We start from the raw sequence: 20067 nt of genomic DNA, 5'->3' as shown, positions 1-20067 counted from the left end.
GTACGAGAGGACCGGGAAGGACGCACCGCTGGTGTACCTGTTATCGTGCCAACGGTAGACGCAGGGTAGCCAAGTGCGGAGCGGATAACCGCTGAAAGCATCTAAGTGGGAAGCCCACCTCAAGATGAGTGCTCTCATGGAGTTAATCCAGTAAGGTCACGGGCAGAACACCCGTTGATAGGTGCTAGGTGGAAGTGCAGCAATGCATGCAGCCGAGGCATCCTAACCGACCGAGGGCTTGACCTGAGCGCCGCATCATTTTCTGTTGTCTCGTTCGTGCAGTCTTGAGGGTTCCCTTCAACTACCTCACTCTCTTCCTGGTGTCGCGAGCGCTCTGGTTCCACTTCGACTCCATCCCGAACTCGAAAGTGAAACGGAGCAGCGGCGAAGATACTGGTCGGGTCGCTGACTGGGACAATAGTTCGATGCCAGGTTAAACTTTAAAATTAGAGCTTTTCCCCATGAACAAGGAGAAGCTCTAGTTTTTTGTTATGTTTTAGTATAGTTCTCGTCACGATCGCTAGAGACAGGCGCATGGTGAGGCACACTAACTGTTTCTTGAACGACAATTCCTCCCACAACCATTTCTTGTACTAAAGGAAGGAAAGCAGCGATCGCGTCCGCAGTATCGATAATTGTTATTACCATTGGCAAATCTGAGGAAAGTTCTAAAATTCTGGCAGTATGAATGCTGTGATGGTTTCGCTTTCCATAACCGACTACTCCTCTAGTGACGGTCGCTCCCGCGAGTCCTCTCTGCTGGGCTTTTTCAACTAAAGCAAGATATACGGGTTTTCCATGCCACCGATCTGATTCGCCTACATAAATCGTCAGCCGTTCTAAAGTCTTCATTGTCACTTTCTCATTAAACTGCTTTTGAATTCGCGTCGCACAATTTCAGATCGACAAAGTCACACAGTTTTTTGATTTTTGTCTGTAATAAAAACATCTATCTATTTCAATTATGGAGAAAAAAAACGAGAAAGATTGTTGGGAATTTACAGAGATTAATTAAACAGAGATTAATTAAGTTGCTCCCAAACACTCATGGGAGCTTTCTGGCTAAAAAGCTGCCGATTTCCAGACTCAAAAACCCTAAAACAGCACTTCCTAACCAGTAAAATAGCGCTAGCCCCTTATTTCCTGACTGTAAGAGGACAGAAGTATCCAAAGCATAGGTAGAGAATGTGGTGTAAGATCCCAAAAAGCCTACAGCAATTAACAGGCGTAGGTCTGGGGAAGTGATAGTTCGCTCTAGGGTTAGGGTGACAAAAAAGCCCATCACTAAGGCACCCGTAATGTTAATAACAAATGTGCCAAAGGGGAAACTTGTTCCTAAAGTACGAGCCAAAAATAGGGTTAGGTAGTAGCGACTTAAAGCACCGGGAATAGCACCAAGGCTGATTGCAAAAGAAGCGCGAATCACTGGAGCGGATGGAAATACTAGACCCAGCGTTTTATTCAACCCACTTAGCCACGCGTGAAATAAACCGGCTAGCATTCATAACTCCCAGAATTGAGGCAAGATTTTGAGCCATATCTACCTAAGATAAAATCTAGATTACACGCGATCGACCAATCTTAACTTATTATTCCTTAATGTATTTAATATTATTCCTTAATGTATTTAAAAAGCCTACACCTGCGCGCATTCCGAAACTACGCAGACCAGCAGGTAGAATTTAACGCCCAAAAGACGATTTTGGTGGGAAATAATGCTCAGGGAAAGTCTAATCTACTCGAAGCAGTAGAATTGCTGTCAACTTTAAAAAGCCACCGAACTAGTCGCGATCGCGATTTGATTTTAGAAGGTACTATGGTAGGTCAAATTCTGGCTACTCTAGAACGCAATTATGGGCAGTCCGAACTAGCAATTACGTTGCGTTCTTCGGGACGGCGTACCTTAACACGCGATGGAGAACCTTTACGCCGCCAGCTCGATTTTTTAGGCGTTCTCAACGCAGTTCAGTTTTCTAGTCTAGATTTGGAGTTGGTACGAGGTGCCCCAGAATGCCGTCGCAATTGGTTAGATTCCCTTCTAGTTCAATTAGAGCCGATTTATGCTTATATTTTGCATCAGTATTACCAAGTTCTCAGACAGCGAAATGCGCTTTTAAAAGACATTCGACAAAAAGAAACTGCTGCACAAACGCAAGAGTCTCAAATAGCCAAAATTGACCGCGATTTTTCGCAATTGGAACTGTGGGATAAGCAATTGGCGGAGATAGGTTCGCGGGTGACGAGGCGACGCGCTAGAGTGCTAGAAAGACTTGCTCCTCTCGCTCAAGCTTGGCACGAGAATATTAGCGGTAAAACCGAACTTTTAGAGATTAAATACGTTCCCAATATTATTTGGATAGAGGACAATGCAGCAAGCGTGCAACAAGCTTTTCTAGAAAAAATCGAACAGCGTCGAATTGCAGAACAGCAATTAGGGACGACGGTAGTAGGTCCCCATCGGGATGAAGTGGAGTTTATGATTAATCAAACGCCAGCGAAATCTTATGGTTCTCAAGGACAGCAACGAACTTTAGTACTTGCCTTGAAACTGGCAGAGTTAAAACTGATTGAGGAAGTAGTCGGAGAATCGCCTTTGTTACTTTTGGATGACGTTTTAGCAGAACTCGATCCCAATCGTCAAAACCAATTGCTCGACGCAATTCAAGGTCGTTTCCAGACTCTGATTACTACGACTCATCTCAATTCTTTTGATGCTCAGTGGCTCAAGTCTTCTCAAATCTTTTCAGTTAGGGCAGGAAAGATTATAAACTCAGTTTTTTCTTAACACAAATTTGCATTAAAGATAAAAGTGCTAGAAAGGTTAAAGCTATAAAAAAAAAGAAATGCGATCGCTGCCTTGTAATACTTGATTTCCACTAACCCCCAATCAACTATGGATTAGCGTTTCCGGAATAATACCGATAAAGGTGGCAAAAGTGTAACGGAAAATGTTGACACAAGCAACTGGCTGAAATGGTAAAAATACTATACAATCGCCAGATCGAATAGCTATGTAGTTTAAAGTGGCATCAAAAGAAAAATTCGCGAACGGGAAATCATTGATTAAGCGTTTCTTGAGCACTCTGATGACAGTGCCCATTGCTAGTAGTAGCTGCTGGTTAGCTCGACCCCTTCACGCCCAAATAACCGCATACTGTCAATTTTCTGCCGACGCGATCGCTCAAAAGGAATCTCTCCTCGCCTCTTCTCTCAAAGGCAGTGCCAATGCCCAAAAAGAGTACCAAGCGATCGTGCAAAAACACGCCGATTGGTTGCGTCAGTGCCGCGCTAACACTTGGCCCCAAGAACAGGCAATTTGGTTGCGGCTCTATCCCTGCGACGTGCGTCCCGGCGCGATCGATGCCGTCTTAGACCGTATCGTCAACCGAGGCTACAACGCCGTTTACGTAGAAACCTTTGGCGACAGTCAAGTCTTGCTACCCCCTGCTAGCAATCCGACTCCTTGGGATCCCGTAGTCAAAGCACGCGGCGCAGAAAATGTCGATTTGTTGGCACAAACGATTGAAAAAGGGCGAGCAAGGGGGCTAAAAGTTTACGCTTGGTTGTTTACAATGAATTTTGGCTATGCTTACGCTCAGCGTCGCGATCGCCAAAACGTCCTTGCCCGCAACGGTCAGGGCGAAACTAGCATCACCGTAGTTGACGACCAATCGCAAGCTTTTATCGATCCCTATCATCCCCAAGCACAAGAAGACTACGCGCGGGTTCTTGTCGAAATTCTCAAAAGACGACCCGATGGCGTTTTATTCGATTACGTGCGCTATCCGCGCGGAACGGGAGAGCGATCGGTGACTAACGATGTCAAGGACTTGTGGATTTTCGGAGAAGCTTCTCGGCAAGCCCTCTACAATCGAGCACAAAACAATAAAGGTCGCGCTTTAATCGAGCGCTATTTAGATCGGGGCAGGATCTCTGCCACCGATGTCGCCGCTGTCAAGAAAATGTATCCCGATGAAGGCGCTCCTTCATGGCAAGGGCGTACCTCGTCTTCTGAGAGCGTCCAGCAATTAAATTGGGATTTGTGGCAGCTCAGCGTCGCTCATGCTGCTCAAGGCGTACTTGATTTTGTTTCTCTTGCTGCCTACTACGTCGAACGCCAAGGGATCCCCGCTGGAGCCGTGTTTTTCCCAGAGGGCAACCGAGTCGTCGGTCGAGGCGGATATGACTCTCGCTTGCAGGCGTGGGACCAATTTCCCGCATCTATGGAGTGGCACCCCATGTCCTATGCGATTTGCGGTAATGCCAATTGTATTGTCGAGCAAGTGAAACGAGTGCGGAGTATGGCTCCTTCTCAAACTCAAGTCGCTCCGGTGCTGGCAGGTTTCTGGGGGAGAAGCTACAATAACCGTCCTTCCCTGGAAGAGCAAATGCAAGGAATCCGTGCCGCATTGCCGCAAGTGAATTCCGTCAGTCATTTTGCCTTTCCCTCGATAGAGCCTGAATTCGATCGCGAACGCCGATTCTGTAAGTTGCAGTAAAAATTTCCCACTCACCCTAAACAAAACTCAGGATCGCTTGAGCAACGCTGGCTGCATTTTCTTCGTGAATGCCTAAAGTACCCGGGAGCCGGACTGTCCGAACGTTGGAGAGGCGCGCGATCGCTTCCATTTCTCCTTTCGAGACGGGAGGCGCTTGTTCTGCCAGAATTAGCAAAATGGGAATGGATAGCGATTGGATATCAGCTAGGAACTCCGAGCGAGTTTCAACCGGATCGATCGCCCCGGTAACAAACGCTGCCGGAGCAAATCGAGCGCCCGGTTGTTGAGTAATTTTTCGTTTCTCGGCGATGAATTCCGGGGTGAGGCGAGTCGAATCGACATAAACGTGCTGACTGTACATGAAATGGAGAAATGATGGGGTCGTGTTGAGTTGGTAGAGAATTTCTCCCAGAATTGGCGATCGCACTAATTGTCTGACCCCTCCCGCGATCGCCTTGGGCACTCCCATCGCCCGCAAAGGACCTCGCCAAGTCGGAGCTACTAAAATCAATTTGGATATCGTTTCGGGGCGTTCTTTTGCCAGTTGTAGGGCGTAGCCCGCCGCATGACCTGCCGAGACGACGATAACGGGCGTGCTGAAGACGGAGCGTACAAAATCTTGTAGCAATTTGTGGTAAAGGCTTGGTTGATAATCTAAAGGCGGGCGATCCGATTGACCGAATCCCAACCAATCGAGGGCGACAACTTGAAACTGGGAAGCCAGCGATCGCGCAATTTCTGCCATTTCCGTGCGCGTGGAAACCGTGCTAAAGGCAGGAAGTAGCAGGACTGGCATTCCCTGACCGAGAGTTTCATAAACAACCGTTACTGGCTGTACTTGCCAGTTCCAAGAATATTGCTGCACCGTACCGCCGATAGCATTAGCGGATGTAGGGGAAGATTTTGATAAGGCTGTCATAATTCATTCGTTGTAGATAATAGCGTCGCTAATAGTCACTCTACATACGATTGTAGGAGACTGAATCCCCGACTTATCTATCTAAAGATATGTAACTGATTGAAACTTTTATTCTTTTTTTATCAATTTTTTTCTTAATTCTAGTTAGTAATCTAAAAAAAATAATTAAAATTTCATTAAAGATCTTCGATTTGTCAAAATGAATTCATTTGCCAAATTGAAGATTCTCTTATTCTTAAAGAAGAAGACAACATTAGGACAGAACAATGTCTAAAAAAAATGTCGTAGCCCTTCTCGAAGCAGGCGGACAAGACAAGAATATACAAGCCAAATATGATGCCATCAAAACTAAGGAGGAATTTGTAGCACAAGCAGTAGCCGATGGTTTTGTGTTTACCGTTGAAGAACTCGATGCCATTTTGAAAGAAACTGGCGATTCATTCGAGCGGACGGGAAATCCAGCCAAACGGGATATTTGGTGGAAATAAACTTAATCTTTTATTGTATTAGAGAAACGTTTCGGGTTTGTAGCGGCAAAGAAGACTCTCAGAGAGTTCTAGCTCGACTATAAACCCGATTTTGTTATTGTTAACGCGACGCAGTTTTGTCTGATTTGTTATATTTACCGTAAGGCAAGCAAGAGAGAGGAAACATCGAGCATCTCCCAAATTTTGCCACGAAAGCAACGAGTGTGAGTTTAGACTAGGATAGATAAGATCTGAGCAACACTTGAGGTTGACATTGTGGTATCGGCAATTCCTGAAACTCAAACCCAGGCACCTACTTGGCAGTGGCAAAATTGGAACGGTTTGCCTTATTTAACCTGTAGTTTATTACGAGACTGGCAGCATGGATTTTTTACCCAACAATTTTATCCCAGTGCGCCAGAAACATTAGCAGAAGTCTTAAACCCCGATGCCAAAGTATATCGAGTTAAGCAAGTTCACGGAAACCGGGTGCTAACGGCGGGAGAAATCGAACAGGAAATTCGGGAACAAAAATTAGAAGATTCAGAAAATAGATTTCCTCCTGCCGATGGAATCTTAAGCGATCGTCTCCAGCAAGCCATTTGGGTGGCGAGCGCAGACTGTACGCCAGTGCTTATTGGCGACGGACAGACGGGTATGGTATCGGCAATTCATGCGGGTTGGCGGGGAACGGCACAGCGGATCGTGCCAGAAGCGATCGCTCGTTTTGTCGAATATGGAAGCGCTCTAGAAAACCTCCGCATTGCTCTCGGACCGGCGATCGCGGGTGTGGTTTACCAAGTCTCAGAACAGGTTGCCGCCGAGGTGGGAACAAGTTTGATTTCAAAAGAGCTTGCCGATACCCCAGAGGCAATTTTAGCGGCTCTCAAGAGCATTCCCGATCCGCCCATACTCGACGATCCCCATCCAGGTCGAGTGCGTTTAGACGTGCGCAGAGTCAATTATCTTCAGCTAATCGAACTGGGTATTCGTCCCGAACAGATCGCGATCGCGCCTCAGTGTACTTATCAGCACCCAGAATATTTCTTTTCCTATCGTCGAACCAAAGCAAAGAAAGTTCAATGGTCGGGAATTGTCAGTAATACCGATTCTCTAAAATCCGGCAACAGATAGCTCGCCAAGTATATCCCTGCGACCAGTAATGATTGCAATGATAAATTGGGTTAATTTTTTCTAGCTAATTGGGTGGGGCATTGCCCACCCATTCAATTTTTACCCTTCCTTGTATGCCTCCATACCCTCACAAGAACAAACTAAATTTCTGTCTCCATAGGCATTATCGATTCGTCCTACAGGGGGCCAGAATTTGTATTCTTTTGTCCAAGGTGCGGGATAAGCGGCTTGTTCGCGGGAGTAGGGACAATTCCATTCTCCTGCAATCAGCACTTCTGCCGTATGGGGCGCATTTTTGAGGGGATTATTTTCGGGATCGATCTTGCCCTGGGCAATGGCTTCGACTTCCTGATAAATGGCAATCATCGCATCGCAGAAGCGGTCTAATTCATCCTTAGACTCGCTCTCTGTCGGTTCTACCATCATCGTTCCCGGTACGGGCCAAGAAACGGTAGGTGCATGGAAGCCATAGTCCATTAATCGCTTAGCGACATCTTCCACCTGAATGCCTGCCTGTTTCTTGAGGGGGCGCAAATCGATTACGCATTCGTGGGCGACTGTCCCCTCCTTGCCTTTAAACAGGACGGGGTAGTAAGATGCGAGACGATGGGCGATATAGTTAGCATTGAGAATCGCCACCTTGGTCGCTTCTGTCAGTCCTTGCGGCCCCATCATGGCGATATACATCCAGGAAATCGTCAGAATGCTCGAACTTCCCCAAGGAGCAGCAGAAATCGCGCCAATCGATTGTTTAGGCTTGTCATTGCTGTTGTTTTCAAACAGATAACCGTTCGTTCCGACAGAGATTTCGGGTAAGAAGGGGACGAGATGAGCCTTTACGCCAATCGGACCCATGCCGGGACCGCCGCCGCCGTGGGGAATGCAGAAGGTTTTGTGCAAATTGAGGTGACAGACATCGGCACCAAAATCCGCAGGACGGCACAGTCCAACTTGGGCATTCATATTTGCCCCATCCATGTACACTTGTCCGCCGTGACGGTGGACGATCTCGCAGATTTCGACAATCCCTTCCTCAAATACGCCGTGGGTAGAGGGATATGTGACCATCAAGGCGGCGAGATTATCGCGATACTTGTCGGCTTTAGCCTTGAGGTCGTCGAGATCGATATTCCCATCGCGATCGCAGTTTACCGCTACTACTTGCATCCCGCACATCACCGCACTAGCCGGATTGGTTCCGTGGGCAGATTCGGGAATCAAGCAAATATTGCGATGTCCCTCCCCTCTGGTTTGGTGATACTTGCGAATGACTTGTAGTCCCGCATACTCTCCTTGAGATCCCGCATTCGGTTGCAGAGAAATCCCATCAAAGCCAGTAATTTCAGCCAGCCAGCTTTCCAACTGTTGGAAGAGGATTTGATAGCCTTCGGTTTGCGTTAGCGGCACAAAAGGATGCAGCTTGCCAAATTCCGCCCAAGTTACGGGCATCATCTCAGCCGTCGCATTCAGCTTCATCGTACATGAACCCAAGGGGATCATCGACGTATTGAGAGCCAAATCCTTGCTTTCTAGACGATGCAAGTAACGCAGCAATTCTGTCTCCGAATGATAGCGATTAAAAACGGGATCGGTCAGATAGCTGCTAGTCCGGGTAAAAGTTGCCGGAAATTCAAATTCTGCCTCTTGCAGCAATTCTTCTAGCGAGAAGGGCAACGCTTCCTTGTGTGCGAAAATCTGCCATAGATCGATTAAATCTGGTGCCGTCGTAGTTTCATCTAGGCTAATGCCGATTGAGTCTTCATCGAAGTAGCGTAGATTAATCCGACGAGCTTCTGCCGCCTTAATAATCGTTCTTGCCTTACCGTCGCCTACGCCAACTCGTAAGGTATCGAAGAACGGTTCTGATTCGATCTTGTAGTCGAGACGCTTTAACCCTTCTGCTAGGATGACCGCCAACCGATGGACTCGTTGGGCAATCTTTCTAATCCCTTCAGAACCGTGATAGACGGCATACATAGAAGCTATGACTGCCAATAGGACTTGGGCGGTACAAATATTACTGGTAGCTTTATCCCGACGAATGTGCTGTTCCCGCGTTTGCAGTGCTAATCGCAAAGCTGGCTTGCCCTGCGCATCTTTGGAAACCCCAACGATACGCCCTGGAATCTGACGTTTATATTCCTCTTTGGTCGCGAAGTAAGCGGCATGAGGACCGCCATATCCTAACGGCACGCCAAAGCGTTGCGTGTTTCCGACGGCAATGTCTGCCCCAAATTCGCCAGGAGGAGTCAGTAGCGCTAGACTGAGAAGATCGGCAGCTACCGTGACTAAAGCGCCAGCTTCGTGCGCCTTATTAATAAATTCGCGATAGTTATAAATAGTGCCATCGGTAGCTGGATACTGGAGGAGTACGCCAAAGACGGGTCTCTCGAAGTTAAACAGGCGATGGTCTCCGACAATAACCTCAATGCCTAGAGGGTTAGCGCGAGTTTTGACAACTTCGATAGTTTGGGGATGGCAGCTACTAGAGACGAAAAAGGCATTTGCCCCCTTTTTTGACAACCCATAGCTCATGCTCATCGCTTCGGCGGCGGCTGTCCCTTCATCGAGCAAAGAGGCATTAGCAATTTCCAAACCTGTCAGTTCGATAATCATGGTTTGGAAATTCAGCAGAGCTTCTAACCGTCCCTGGGCAATTTCTGCTTGATAAGGGGTGTAAGCGGTATACCAACCGGGATTTTCTAGAATATTGCGCTCGATGACGGATGGAGTGATGCAGTCATAGTACCCCATGCCGATATACGAGCGGAAAATCTCGTTTTTGGAGGCAATGGACTTCAACTGCGCCAAAGCCGCGTATTCGCTTTGTGCCTCTGGTAATTGCAGGGGTTGAGCGAGTCGAATCGCTGCGGGGACGGTTTTTTCGACGAGCTGCTCTAGGGAGGAAAATCCCAAGACTTCGAGCATTTGCTCGATTTCATTCGGACTCGGACCAATGTGCCGTTTGACAAATGAATCGGTAGGCGCTAACGAAGTTTCTGGTGATAAAGGTTGTTGTCGTTGATTTGTCTGTCGATCGACTGCGATCTCCAAATTAGGCATATCTAGGACGAATTGCTATAAGGGTTGTCGGGTGTTGCCAGGATAGATCCTAGCGCTACCTCTTTATTATTTTGTAACAAACCCTTGAAAACAACTTCCAACTTTTGTAGCCAAATCTCGATTAAGATTCGCCTTCGACGTGCGATCGATACTCGTCCGCAGATAGCGTGTGGGCAAGTGCAGTGTCGGGATCGGTTACTCGAACTTTTAATAACCATCCTTCGCCATAAGGATCGTCAGCAATGAGTTCTGGCGATTGAACCATAGCGTCGTTTCGTTCGATTACCGTACCGGAGACGGGAGGATATAAATCCTCAACAGCTTTAACTGATTCAATCGTACCGAAGCTTTCGCCAATTTTTAGCGTCTCGCCAACTTCTGGCAATTCTAGAAGGACGATATCGCCGAGTTGATCGATGGCAAAGGCACTGATGCCAATGGTAGCGATTTCGCCTTCTAGACGAACGTATTCATGGGAGTCGAGATATCTGAGATCGTCTGGATATTCTAGTTCCATTTTCTATCCTCTAAATCCGCAGCAAAGCTTAGTTTACAACGTCTTTGCTATCAGTTATTAGATTTTGTTTTCCTCGCTTGGGTAGTCACTTTCCTTTTTTGTCTCTTATCCTTAGAAGTGTAAGGACTTATCAAGTTTATAGTTGAATTTTATTTATGGCTGGTCTTGGAGACATCGTTCAAAAAGCATTTTATCTGGGGGTAGGACTCGCTTCCTACACTGCTGAAAAAGCAGGCAGTACTTTAGCTGAGCTAAAGACTCAAGCTCAAAAGCTCGCAGACGAGATGGTGGAGCGAGGTGAGATGACCACAGAAGAGGCACGCAAATACGTTGATGACATGATTAAACAAGCTCAACAGCAACAATCCATCCGTGAGTCAGAAAGATCTGAATCTAAGTCTAGAGAACCTCGTCCGATCGAAATTGTTGTCGAAGATGAGGAATCGCAACAATCTGAAACAGAAGATCTAGATTCTTTACGCCGACAGGTGCAATCCCTTCAAGAGGAACTGAGCAAGCTTAGGCGCGATGGCTAAGTTTCTCAATTTTGCCCGCTTAGATTCGATAGTTTTTGAGTAAGAAAAGTTTCTCTCTCACCTCTGAAGTGTTTAATTTTTTATTCAGGGATTGTCCATGGAAGACTGGCAAAAAGATGTTTGGGAAATGCTGGAGAGTACAGCAGATGCCATCGACCGATTTTTCCAAGATGTTAGTCAGGAAACGATCGATGTTGCCGAACAAGTCAAAAACGAGATAGAAAGCAACTTAGTGCAGTTTTTGCAAAATTGTCAGGATTTTTTAGAAGTGGCAATCGATTTTGAAAACGAGTTTCTTTTCTCAGAAAGATTAGACTCGCTTTTTAACGAGGATGAGGATTGGATTTTCCAAGAAAGTTTAGAAGAGTTCGGATTAACATTCAATCCCAAAATAGAACCTTCTTTAGAAACTCACCCTGCATGTATCGGGTGTCGCCACTATCATGGTCGAGTATACGGAGAAAATTTACTTGTCTGTGGAATGCATCCTTACGGTTGGGACGATCGAAATTGCCCTGATTGGGAAAATATTCAATAAGATTTTTTTAATTCATATTTTGTAACTCATGGATCGAGATTTTTGAATCTGACTTAAGATTGATGGTAGGAGAGCGAGTTACTTCGATAACAAGATATAAAAGCACCGTAGGGAAGTTTTGCCGTTGTGTTCCCTTACTATACGTTGAAGGAGAGCGATGTCAAACGTGTAGGCGGTGGAGATAATAAACAAACCTTATAAAAGCGGTGTGGAGTTTTTATCGCTTCCTCCACTTTATTGCTATCGAAGGGAGACTAAACTCTCTATCAGAACGGTCGTAGATAGCAAACGTGTCAACCCTTGTTTTAGCTAGCTAAACATAACATAATAAATAAATACTGAAAACACCTTGGATAAGAAGATTATCCAAGGTGTTTATCTAAAAAAACTCCGTAAAACTGCCTTTTTGATTTTGAAAGATCACCACTCTGCTTCTGAAGCTCGCTCGTAAGGTTCTCCTTCAAATGGTTGTATGCCAATGCTAGGATATTCATCGTCATTGGGACCAAAAATTCGAGCAAAAGCTTCTGTAAGATATTGAACAAAGTTTTGTAAAAAATTAGTAATAGTCATATTTTTTTCTCTCCTATTCTGCTTGAGAACTTTGATTAAATTTTCGTGGTGCCAGAGAAGAAATTAATTCGGTCTTTACTTATCCTTGATTATCTCGACCGAATTAGAGATTGACACCCAATCGAAATAATTATTGAGGGATTGTTAGATTACTTTGTTTTTTCTGTCGCTTGTTTGTATTTTTACGAAGTTATATGTAGTTTTGAGCTTGATGGACTTCGCTTAGGTCAGGCTTGATGAGCGGATGAGCGATCGCTAGTTTTTAACTTCCTCTAGCATGTCAATCCATATAGAATAAATTGCGATTTGTCAATTCTTATAGATATTTTGTTACATAATTGTTACTTTTGTTTATAATATGACAATAACCCTGCTTGGAGCTTAAATTTTTTAAGATCGAGCAAAGGGTTCATAGTTTTGTTATCTCCCATTGACATTGAGTTCTCCTATCCTAACCTCGGTAAAAACTGAGGTTTTTTTTTGAGATTGAAGATGCCCTTGATATAATACATTTGTTCCGATCTATTGCGGGATGGTACGTAGGATAATAGAACTCCCCCGTGAGCAGATAACAAAAGCACGGGAAGGACAGAGGGGGGTGGGGAGTGCGGGAAGTGTTGGAGGCAGGGGGAGAAGGGAAACAAGGCTAACCACTAACAAATGACCAATGACCAATGACAAAAGACAACTGACCAATTCCTACTAACTACTCCTAAATCTAAAATCTGGAGAACGCAGTCGCCGCACGCCGCTTGCATTAACTTTCAGCACAACGGCGACCAAAATCGAATCACCGATAATATCAAATCCGGTTGAACGACCACAATAACAAGTCCCGCTCGCGACCAAGATGGTCGCACTACATATTATGACTAATTAAATGGATTTGATATAACTGGTTAGCGATCGCTGGTCACTGATATATGTCTTACGAACCTCTGCATCACAAATACCGCCCTCAAACCTTTGCTGACCTGGTGGGACAGGAAGCGATCGCGACTACCTTGACCAATGCCATTGTCAGCCAACGAATTGCACCTGCCTATCTATTTGCGGGACCGAGGGGAACGGGGAAGACATCTTCAGCAAGAATTTTGACGAAATCTCTCAATTGTCTGTCAAGCGAGCGACCAACGCCAACGCCATGCGGAAAATGCGAGGTTTGTCGGGCGATCGCGCGGGGTTCTGCCTTAGACGCGATCGAGATTGACGCAGCCAGTAATACGGGAGTCGATAACATCCGCGATCTCATCGAAAGAGCGCAATTTGCCCCGGTACAGTGTCGCTACAAGGTTTATGCGATCGATGAATGCCATATGCTCAGCACTGCCGCGTTTAATGCCTTGCTAAAAACCTTAGAAGAACCGCCAGAACGGGTAATCTTTATCCTTGCCACTACCGATCCCCAGCGAGTTTTGCCTACGATTATTTCTCGCTGCCAGCGCTTTGATTTTCGGCGGATTCCTTTAGAGTCGATGGTAGCCCATCTAAAGTACATTGCCAGCCAAGAAAATATCGAGATTAATGACGAAGCGATTATTTTAGTCGCACAAATTGCCAATGGCGGATTGAGAGATGCTCAAAGTTTGTTGGATCAATTAAGTTTATTGTCGGGTAAAATCACCCCCGATCGCGTTTGGGATTTAGTCGGTTCTGTCGCCGAACGGGATTTACTAAAGTTGCTGCGCGCGATTGCTTCAGATAAGGCAGAAGCTGTGCTAGAACAATGCCGCCACTTAATGAACCGAGGTCGAGAACCCTTAGTCATCTTGCAAAATTTAGCCAATTTTTACCTCAATCTTCTCATTGCCAAAACTGCACCCAACCGTCCCGATATGGTTGCCGTTACCTCGTCAACTTGGCAGCAATTGTGCCAGGAAGCGCAACGCTGGGAATTGAACGCAATTCTGCGAGGACAACAGCACCTCAAAGACAGCGAGGCACAACTAAAAAACACCACTCAACCGCGCCTGTGGCTAGAAGTTACCTTACTGGGATTATTGCCATCTGCTTATCATCCTGGGGGAGCCGTCGTCGGACAACCGCCAACTAGCTCAGAAATCGCGCTCTCTCGTCGAGCAACGCAGCTACAGCCTTCTGCTAGCAATTCTATGGCAACGACTCCATCCATGCCGCCACAGGAAAAACCGCGATCGCAATTACCCACTCCCGCACCTCAAGCAATAGACTCTCCTGCTGCGCCAGTTCCCGTTGCCGACTCAATTTCTCAAACGCAAATTTGGCAAGCATTATTAGAGCGCCTTCAAATATTTACCCAAGCTTTGCTCCGTTCGCATTGTCATCTAATTAGTTTAGACGAAAACGTCGCTTGGATTGGAGTTAAAAACGAGCGTTTACTCGGACTGGCGAGGGATAAACTGACTGAAATTGAAGCAGCTTTTCAGGCTGTTTGTCACCATCGAGTTAAGGTTCATTTTCAAGTCGCAGTACCAACGGCTCCTGAGTCGCATTCAGAAGAGTTATCTAATTCTGACGCGGGGATGGAAAGAAAGGAAAATGGGGAAAATCGCCATTCCTCAAGTTCGACTGCCAATGAGTCCTCAAAAATTATAGAATCGCAACCGATAAGCCAACCAACAGCAGCCCAACCAGAAAAAATATCGCAGCAACAGTCTCTCTCTTCTGTCAGATCCGAGCAGAGCATCAATAATAATGGCAGGAAGGAAACCCGACCTGGTTCTCTTGGTATTTCCCCATCTCTTGCAATAAAGAATGGCTCGACTTCAGAGTTTTCTTGCGAAGATGAGCTTCAGAAAGCGGCTGAAAGCTTAGCTAAGTGTTTTGAGGGAGAAATCGTCCACCTGGATCGCCCTATCAATGACGAATTTCCCACAACCAATGAGAAAGCAGCAGATCTTCGGGTTTCCCAACCCCTTCAAGAAACCAAGCCGGATTTAGAGGAATCTCCCCCGACCCCACAGCGACTGGATTTGAGCAATTTCACCGATGAAGATGACATTCCCTTTTGAGCTGAACTCTTCTCCCAAAAAGGTTGACACTCATGACCTCAGCTAGAGATAATTGTAGTTTGTGTGAACTTTAAACTTATTTGATAAGCTCTTGGCTAACGTCATTGTAATTGGTGCCCAATGGGGCGACGAAGGAAAAGGTAAAATAACAGACTTGTTGAGTCGGTCGGCAGATGTAGTCGTACGTTCTCAAGGTGGAGTTAACGCAGGACATACGATTGTCGTCCGAGGACAAACCTTTAAACTGCACTTGATCCCCTCTGGCATATTGTATCCCGACACCGAGTGTATCATCGGCTCTGGGACGGTAATCGACCCGCAAGTGGTGCTTGAAGAAATCGATCGCCTCGAAGCGTTGGGGGTCTCGACTAGCAATTTGATGATTTCCCAAACTGCCCACGTAACGATGCCTTACCATCGAATTATAGACAAGGCAGCTGAAGAACGCCGAGGCGATCGCAAAATCGGTACGACCGGAAGAGGCATCGGACCGACCTATGCCGACAAGTCAGAACGTACCGGTATTCGGGTCATAGACCTGATGGATAAGAACGACCTGCGGCAGAAGCTGGAGTGGACGATTAACTATAAAAACGTCATTTTAGAAAAACTGTATAATCTACCGCCTTTAGACCCAGAAGCTGTCATAAAAGAATATATCGGCTATGCAGAACGGCTGCGTCCCTATGCGATCGATAGTTCTCTCAAAATCTACGAGGCGATCGCGAAACGAAAGAATATACTATTTGAGGGGGCGCAAGGCACTCTCCTAGATTTAGACCACGGAACCTACCCCTATGTCACCTCTTCCAATCCAGTGGCAGGTGGGGCATGCGTGGGATCGGGAATCGGTCCTACCGCGATCGACCGAGTTATCGGCGTAGCTAAGGCTTACACGACTCGCGTGGGAGAAGGTCCTTTTCCGAGCGAACTCAATGACGAAATCGGTCAACTGTTGTGCGATCGCGGGGCTGAATTCGGCACGACTACGGGTCGCCGCCGCCGTTGCGGTTGGTTCGATGCGGTAATCGGTCGCTATGCAGTACGGATCAACGGGTTAGATTGTCTGGCGATTACTAAGTTGGACGTTCTCGACGCATTAGACGAAATCAAAGTCTGCGTCGCCTACGAGTTAGATGGCGAAACTTGCCATCACTTCCCCAGCAATGCCAGTCAATTTGCTCGCTGCAAGCCCATTTATGAAACCTTACCGGGTTGGAAGCAGCCCACAGCTCATTGTCGTTCTCTAGATGATTTGCCAAAACAGGCTTTAAGCTATCTTAGACGTCTTGCCGAATTGATGGCAGTCCCGATCGCGATCGTCTCTCTTGGCGCAAGCCGCGACCAAACCATTATAGTAGAAGATCCAATCCACGGACCAAAACGAGCCTTGCTCGATGCTAATGGCACGCCAATAATCAGTAACCAGTAATCAGCGATTGGCTACTAGCTAACTACTACTAACTACTAACCACTAACTACTACTAACTATTGAATCCTATGTCAGTTACAGTTGAATGTCGTAAAAGACCAGAAGGCAGTAAACCAAACGCACTTCGCCGTCAAGGATTGATTCCTGCCGCTTTATACGGACACCAAGGTGCCGAATCCGTCTCTTTAACTATCAACGAGAAAGACGCATATTTTTTACTTCGACGAGCTTTTGTCAACAATACCTTAGTTGACCTCCAAATTCCCGATCTCCCTTGGAATGGAAAAGTCTTGATCAGAGAGGTTCAAGCTCATCCTTGGAAAAAGACGCTTTACCATCTCAGCTTTTTCTCGGTTGCTGCTCACGCCAGCATTGAGGTGACGGTGCCTCTCAACCCAGTTGGAGACGCACCCGGAGTCAAACAGGGTGGGATTCTAGAGCAAATGCTGACCGAACTAACGGTAGAATGCGCTCCCGATCGCATCCCGGCATCCATCGAGATCGATATTTCCAATCTCTATATTGGCGATAGCGTACAAGTGAGCGAGCTAGCGTTGCCAGAAGGAGTAGTCGCAACAGACGATCCCAATGCAACTGTTCTCTCCATTCTTGCTCCCGCTGTCATGGCAGAAGAAGTAACAGTCGCAGCTGAAGAAACGACTAAGGAATCCTAAAGTTTCTTGTTATTTCTTTCTCAAACCAGGGAGACAGATGTTCCCTGGTTTTTTTGCACTTTATTCCTTAATATCTAGAAAAATTCCTCTCAAACGATAGAAGTTTATGGGTAAATATCACGTATACGGAATTGGTAATGCTTTAGTCGATATGGAATTTGAAGTCACCCCCGAATTCCTGCAACAGTTGAAGATTGATAAAGGGGTCATGACGTTGGTGGACGAAGCGCGTCAAACAGAAATCATGGCGCAAGTAGACGGTTTGCGCTGTAAAAAAAGCAGTGGCGGTTCGGCAGCGAACACGATGGTCGCGATCGCTCAGTTAGGGGGTAAAGGCTTTTATTCTTGTAAAGTCGCCAAGGATGAGAGCGGTTATTTTTATCTGGAAGACTTACGCCGCTGCGGATTGGATACCAATTCCCACAACGGCGATGAGGAAAACGGGATTACGGGAAAATGTCTGGTCTTGGTTACTCCAGATGCCGATCGCACCATGAATACGTTTTTAGGCATCACGGCAAACCTATCCGAAGTGGAAATCGTTCCAGAAGCGCTAGTCGAGTCGGAATATCTATATGCGGAAGGCTATCTCGTCTCTTCGCCTACTGCGAAAGCCGCAGCCATTAAAGCCCGCGAAATCGCTCAACAGGCTGGGGTGAAAACGGCTTTGTCTTTATCCGATCCCAATATGGTGGAATTTTTTCAAGAGGGACTTCTGAAAGTTATCGGTTCGGGGTTGGATTTGGTTTTTGCCAATGAAGCTGAAGCGCTCAAAATGGCTAAAACTAACGCGCTTTCTCAAGCGCTAGAATACTTCAAAACCTTAGCCAAAAGCTTTGCTATTACCCGTGGCGCGAAAGGTTCTCTGATTTATGACGGTCAAAAGCTTATCGAGATCGATGCAGTTAAAGTGCAGGCGATCGATACCGTTGGCGCTGGCGATATGTATGCGGGGGCTTTTCTCTACGGGATTACTCACGGCATGAGCTATGCCGAAGCAGGCAAGTTGGCTTCTCTGGCTGCCTCTCGAATTGTGACTCGTTTTGGTCCGAGATTAGAGGCACAAGAAATGCAATTTCTAATTGCCAGTCTGCGCTGATATTTTTTATTGATTAGTAATTAGTATGGTGCGTTACAGTTTGTAGCGCACCACTTTGTAAGATTAAAAATTTTTCAGGGACGACTAATTAGTATGGCGCGCGACCGTAGAGATAGGTCAAATATTTGAGATGCTCGCCTACTTCCGAGTTTACCGCTTCGGCACGATAGCGCCAGCCCCAATTCCCATCGGGAACGCTTGGCGTATTCATGCGAGCATCGTTCCCCAAACCCAGGAGATCCTGAAACGGGAAAATGGCTTGATTGGCAACCGAACCGAGGGCGAGGCGAATCAAACTCCAGTGGATACCATCGGGACTAATGCAGCCCAAATAGTCTACCACTCGCGCTTGTTCTTCGGGCGATCGCGCATTAAACCATCCCACCGTCGTATCGTTATCGTGAGTGCCCGTATAAACGATGCAATTGCGATTGACGTAATTGAAAGGTAAAAAGGGATTGGCGCGATCCGAATCGAAAGCAAATTGTAGAATTTTCATGCCTGGAAAGCCAAACTTATCGCGCAAAGCTTCGACTTCTGGCGTAATTACGCCCAAATCTTCGGCAACAATCGGCAATTTGCCTAATTTTTGCTTGAGCAGGTTAAAGAAAGCTTCTCCAGGGGCTTCTATCCATTCTCCATTCATCGCGGTTTCTTCGCCTTGAGGGACGGCCCAGAAAGCCTCAAAGCCGCGAAAATGATCGATGCGGATGATATCTACATACTCCAATATTCCCTCAACTCGACGCATCCACCAGGCAAAATTGGTTTGTTGGTGTTTTTCCCAGTCGTAAACGGGATTTCCCCACAACTGTCCCGTCTCGCTGAAATAATCTGGCGGAACGCCTGCCATCAAGGCCGCTTCCCCAGTTTCTTCATCTAAACAAAAGAGTTCGGGATTTGCCCAAACGTCTACACTGTCGTGGGCGACGTAAATAGGAATATCGCCAAAGATACTAATGCCTTTTTCATTGGCGTATTGCTTGAGGGCAGACCATTGGCGGAAAAACTGAAATTGCAGGAATTTCTGGAAGAAAATTGACTCGCCGAGACGATCTTTCCATTGGGCGATCGCGTCGGGTTTTCGTTTGGCAATGTCTTTATCCCACTTGTTCCAACTTTCCCCCTCGAACAATTGTTTGAGAGACATGAATAAGGCGTAATCCTCTAACCAATCGCTATGGCGATCGCAAAATTTCTCGAATTCTTCTTGTAATTCAGCCGATGCCGCCTGCTTAAAAGTCTGGCTCGCTTTTTGAAGGAGCGGCATCTTGGTTTGAGTCACTAATTCAAAATCTACTCTATCTAACGGAAAATCCGGCAAGTTAGCAAAATCTTCCTCGTCGAGCAACTCATCTTCTACCAGTTTTTCGGGGCTGATAAGCAGAGGATTGCCAGCTAGCGCCGAATAAGATAAGTAAGGAGAATTCCCGTAGCCTGTCGGTCCCAGAGGCAGAATTTGCCATATCTGCTGGTAGCTATCTGCCAAAAAATCAATAAATCGATAAGCTTCCTCTCCTAGATCGCCAATCCCAAAACGGCTAGGAAAACAGGTAGGATGCAATAAAATACCGCTCGCTCTTTTATCAAACATTAATGGTTGCAGCCCCTAATCCGATCGATGTT

17 protein-coding genes and 2 rRNA genes (1 of these 19 cut by a window edge) are annotated in these 20067 nt (G+C 46.4%); 12 read left to right on the top strand and 7 right to left on the bottom strand.

The annotated features are described in order from the left end of the window. Together PLE7327_RS19750 and rrf are read left to right on the top strand one after the other, a co-directional pair. Positions 1 to 246 (top strand): 23S ribosomal RNA (locus PLE7327_RS19750) (it extends 2636 nt beyond the left edge of the window). Between the two features lie 70 nt (positions 247 to 316). Beyond that, positions 317 to 434: ribosomal RNA gene (gene rrf, locus PLE7327_RS19745) — 5S ribosomal RNA — on the top strand. Positions 435 to 489: 55 nt separating this feature from the next. On the opposite strand, the gene PLE7327_RS19740 is transcribed toward rrf, so the two are convergent. Beyond that, positions 490 to 852, bottom strand: a complete 363-nt coding sequence (locus PLE7327_RS19740) for a DUF190 domain-containing protein (RefSeq protein WP_015145539.1) — start codon at positions 850 to 852, stop codon at positions 490 to 492. Positions 853 to 1045: 193 nt separating this feature from the next. Beyond that, positions 1046 to 1501: a fluoride efflux transporter CrcB gene (gene crcB / locus PLE7327_RS19735; protein WP_015145538.1), complete on the bottom strand. Its 456-nt coding sequence runs from the start codon at positions 1499 to 1501 to the stop codon at positions 1046 to 1048. A gap of 120 nt (positions 1502 to 1621) precedes the next feature. On the opposite strand from crcB, the gene recF reads away from it, so the two are divergent. Together recF and PLE7327_RS19725 are read left to right on the top strand one after the other, a co-directional pair. Further along, complete coding sequence (gene recF, locus PLE7327_RS19730; protein ID WP_015145537.1) at positions 1622 to 2785, top strand: DNA replication/repair protein RecF; 1164 nt, start codon at positions 1622 to 1624, stop codon at positions 2783 to 2785. A gap of 301 nt (positions 2786 to 3086) precedes the next feature. Then, the gene (locus PLE7327_RS19725; protein ID WP_015145536.1) at positions 3087 to 4499 is read left to right on the top strand and encodes a family 10 glycosylhydrolase; all 1413 of its coding nucleotides are present in this window, start codon (positions 3087 to 3089) and stop codon (positions 4497 to 4499) included. 16 nt (positions 4500 to 4515) lie between these two features. Here the strand turns inward: PLE7327_RS19725 and PLE7327_RS19720 are convergent, their stop codons facing one another. Beyond that, positions 4516 to 5418: an alpha/beta fold hydrolase gene (locus tag PLE7327_RS19720; protein ID WP_015145535.1), complete on the bottom strand. Its 903-nt coding sequence runs from the start codon at positions 5416 to 5418 to the stop codon at positions 4516 to 4518. A 266-nt stretch (positions 5419 to 5684) separates the two neighbouring features. Between PLE7327_RS19720 and PLE7327_RS19715 the strand changes: the two genes are divergently transcribed. Together PLE7327_RS19715 and pgeF are read left to right on the top strand one after the other, a co-directional pair. Next, entirely contained in the window at positions 5685 to 5906 is a 222-nt protein-coding gene (locus PLE7327_RS19715) for a Nif11-like leader peptide family natural product precursor (RefSeq protein ID WP_015145534.1), read from the top strand. A 252-nt stretch (positions 5907 to 6158) separates the two neighbouring features. Beyond that, entirely contained in the window at positions 6159 to 7019 is an 861-nt protein-coding gene (gene pgeF / locus PLE7327_RS19710) for a peptidoglycan editing factor PgeF (protein ID WP_041392400.1), read from the top strand. A 99-nt stretch (positions 7020 to 7118) separates the two neighbouring features. Here pgeF and gcvP read toward each other — a convergent pair whose 3' ends face one another. After that, a complete protein-coding gene (gcvP, locus tag PLE7327_RS19705; protein WP_015145532.1) occupies positions 7119 to 10082 on the bottom strand; it encodes an aminomethyl-transferring glycine dehydrogenase in 2964 nt (987 codons plus the stop codon). Between the two features lie 121 nt (positions 10083 to 10203). Then, complete coding sequence (gcvH, locus tag PLE7327_RS19700; protein WP_015145531.1) at positions 10204 to 10599, bottom strand: glycine cleavage system protein GcvH; 396 nt, start codon at positions 10597 to 10599, stop codon at positions 10204 to 10206. A gap of 155 nt (positions 10600 to 10754) precedes the next feature. On the opposite strand from gcvH, the gene PLE7327_RS19695 reads away from it, so the two are divergent. Then, positions 10755 to 11135 carry a phasin family protein gene (locus PLE7327_RS19695; protein WP_015145530.1) on the top strand — a complete coding sequence of 127 codons (381 nt, stop codon included), beginning with the start codon at positions 10755 to 10757 and terminating at the stop codon, positions 11133 to 11135. A 97-nt stretch (positions 11136 to 11232) separates the two neighbouring features. Further along, positions 11233 to 11673 carry a hypothetical protein gene (locus PLE7327_RS19690; protein ID WP_015145529.1) on the top strand — a complete coding sequence of 147 codons (441 nt, stop codon included), beginning with the start codon at positions 11233 to 11235 and terminating at the stop codon, positions 11671 to 11673. A gap of 420 nt (positions 11674 to 12093) precedes the next feature. On the opposite strand, the gene PLE7327_RS25000 is transcribed toward PLE7327_RS19690, so the two are convergent. Then, complete coding sequence (locus PLE7327_RS25000) at positions 12094 to 12246, bottom strand: hypothetical protein (RefSeq protein WP_015145528.1); 153 nt, start codon at positions 12244 to 12246, stop codon at positions 12094 to 12096. Between the two features lie 923 nt (positions 12247 to 13169). Here PLE7327_RS25000 and PLE7327_RS19685 point away from each other — a divergent pair. From PLE7327_RS19685 to PLE7327_RS19670, 4 genes are all read left to right on the top strand, one after another. Further along, complete coding sequence (locus PLE7327_RS19685; RefSeq protein WP_015145526.1) at positions 13170 to 15236, top strand: DNA polymerase III subunit gamma/tau; 2067 nt, start codon at positions 13170 to 13172, stop codon at positions 15234 to 15236. Positions 15237 to 15327: 91 nt separating this feature from the next. Continuing rightward, positions 15328 to 16668: an adenylosuccinate synthase gene (locus tag PLE7327_RS19680; protein WP_015145525.1), complete on the top strand. Its 1341-nt coding sequence runs from the start codon at positions 15328 to 15330 to the stop codon at positions 16666 to 16668. A 68-nt stretch (positions 16669 to 16736) separates the two neighbouring features. Then, a complete protein-coding gene (locus PLE7327_RS19675; protein WP_015145524.1) occupies positions 16737 to 17342 on the top strand; it encodes a 50S ribosomal protein L25/general stress protein Ctc in 606 nt (201 codons plus the stop codon). Between the two features lie 106 nt (positions 17343 to 17448). Further along, on the top strand, positions 17449 to 18441 hold the full coding sequence (locus PLE7327_RS19670) for an adenosine kinase (protein WP_015145523.1): 993 nt from the start codon (positions 17449 to 17451) through the stop codon (positions 18439 to 18441). A gap of 88 nt (positions 18442 to 18529) precedes the next feature. On the opposite strand, the gene malQ is transcribed toward PLE7327_RS19670, so the two are convergent. Next, the gene (malQ, locus tag PLE7327_RS19665; protein WP_015145522.1) at positions 18530 to 20035 is read right to left on the bottom strand and encodes a 4-alpha-glucanotransferase; all 1506 of its coding nucleotides are present in this window, start codon (positions 20033 to 20035) and stop codon (positions 18530 to 18532) included. Positions 20036 to 20067 lie beyond the last annotated feature (32 nt).

It is taken from the genome of Pleurocapsa sp. PCC 7327 (assembly GCF_000317025.1).
GTDB lineage: Bacteria > Cyanobacteriota > Cyanobacteriia > Cyanobacteriales > Microcystaceae > Hydrococcus.
Note: the sequence above shows the minus strand (reverse complement) of the source record. Positions and strands in the feature narration are given on the sequence as shown.